This window comes from Candidatus Magnetobacterium casense, assembly GCF_019173545.1.
In the GTDB taxonomy this organism is placed as follows: Bacteria; Nitrospirota; Thermodesulfovibrionia; order Thermodesulfovibrionales; family Magnetobacteriaceae; genus Magnetobacterium; species Magnetobacterium cryptolimnobacter.
Genome location: NZ_JABXWD010000707.1, coordinates 1 through 1,264 on the forward strand (window position 1 = coordinate 1; position 1,264 = coordinate 1,264).

1 protein-coding gene is annotated in these 1,264 nt (G+C 54.4%); it reads right to left on the bottom strand.

What is annotated here, in order from left to right:
* The coding region (locus HWQ67_RS18935) for an AMP-binding protein (RefSeq protein ID WP_218254250.1) at window positions 1–1,128 on the bottom strand (1,128 nt) is incomplete at its 3' end.
* Between the last annotated feature and the right edge of the window lie 136 nt (window positions 1,129–1,264).

The window sequence follows — 1,264 nt, forward strand, 5'->3', positions numbered from 1 at the left end:
GACCTTGCGTCGGTTGATCGGGTTAAAGGCCACCACGGGGGATGTCTCCGTAAGGCCGTAGCCCTCCAGCACGGTAAAGCCATAGGCCTCCAGGGCCGTCATGACCTCGGGTGCAAGCTTGGCGCCGCCACAGGCCATGAATCGAAAGTTTGGTCCAAACTGCTCGTGGATTGGTTTAAATATCGTTTTTCCGATATTAATGTCCTTCTTAATGCGCATGTTGGATGATAGTCCCGCCATCTTGGTCATCAACGTCCTTACGGCTAGTGGTCGGGCGTTTATCTTGGCCTCGATGCCATTTAGCAGCATCTCCAAGAGGCGCGGCACGGCTATGAGTATTGTGACATTCTGCTCCCGGATGGATTTGGTCAGATCGGCGCCCTTAAGCCCTATGGGATAGGTAACGGTACCACCACACGTTATCGGCATGATGAAGGTAGCCATAAACGGGTAAGTGTGGTGCAGGGGCAGGACGGACAGGATGTTGTCGGTCTCGTTGATGAGCTTGGCATCGAGCAGGGCGTCGGCGTCGGTGCAGAAGTTGCCGTGTGTGAGCATGACCCCTTTGGGTTGTCCCGTGGTGCCGGAGGTGTAGATGATGGAGGCGATGTCGTGCGCCTGTGCCCTGTGTGTGTCTTTGAGGGTGTTGTAATTGCCGTGATTATCATGACTACTCCAGGCCAACAGGAACTCCCTGGAGTCAAACCGCAATATCTTCACCTCCGTAGTGACATTTTGTTCCATGTCTTGTTCCGGTGGCATAGTCGCTGCCTCAACCCTGGGATAGACATAAGAACTGCACAGCACCAGGGAAGGCTTACAGCTTCTGAGTATATTGGCTATCTCCGGCGTCCCCAGTTCGGAATCGATGGGCACTGCCACCGCCCCAAGCGCCACTATGGCCATGTAGGAGGCACACCACTGGGGCATGTTTTCGGCACATATGGCAACGTTGTCTGCCCTGCCAACACCAATTTTGTCCAAGAGTCCGGCCAGCCGGAGGGTCCTGCCGTGGAAGTCCTTGTAGGTGAGGGCCTGCCACTGGTTATCTCTGTAGAAGTTGAAGGCGGTCTTTTGGCCAAGTCGCCTGGCCGTATCGCTAAATCTGTCAAACAATGAATTATTCAATATATGCTCCAATCTGAGGGGACGCCCTGACCAGCGTAACCTCCGGAGTTGATCGTCGTGCTGTTCATAAACCACATGTAGACATCGCCGGTTGAGCCGTTCTGCCAGAGCATGTCGTTCATACCGTCGCCGTTGT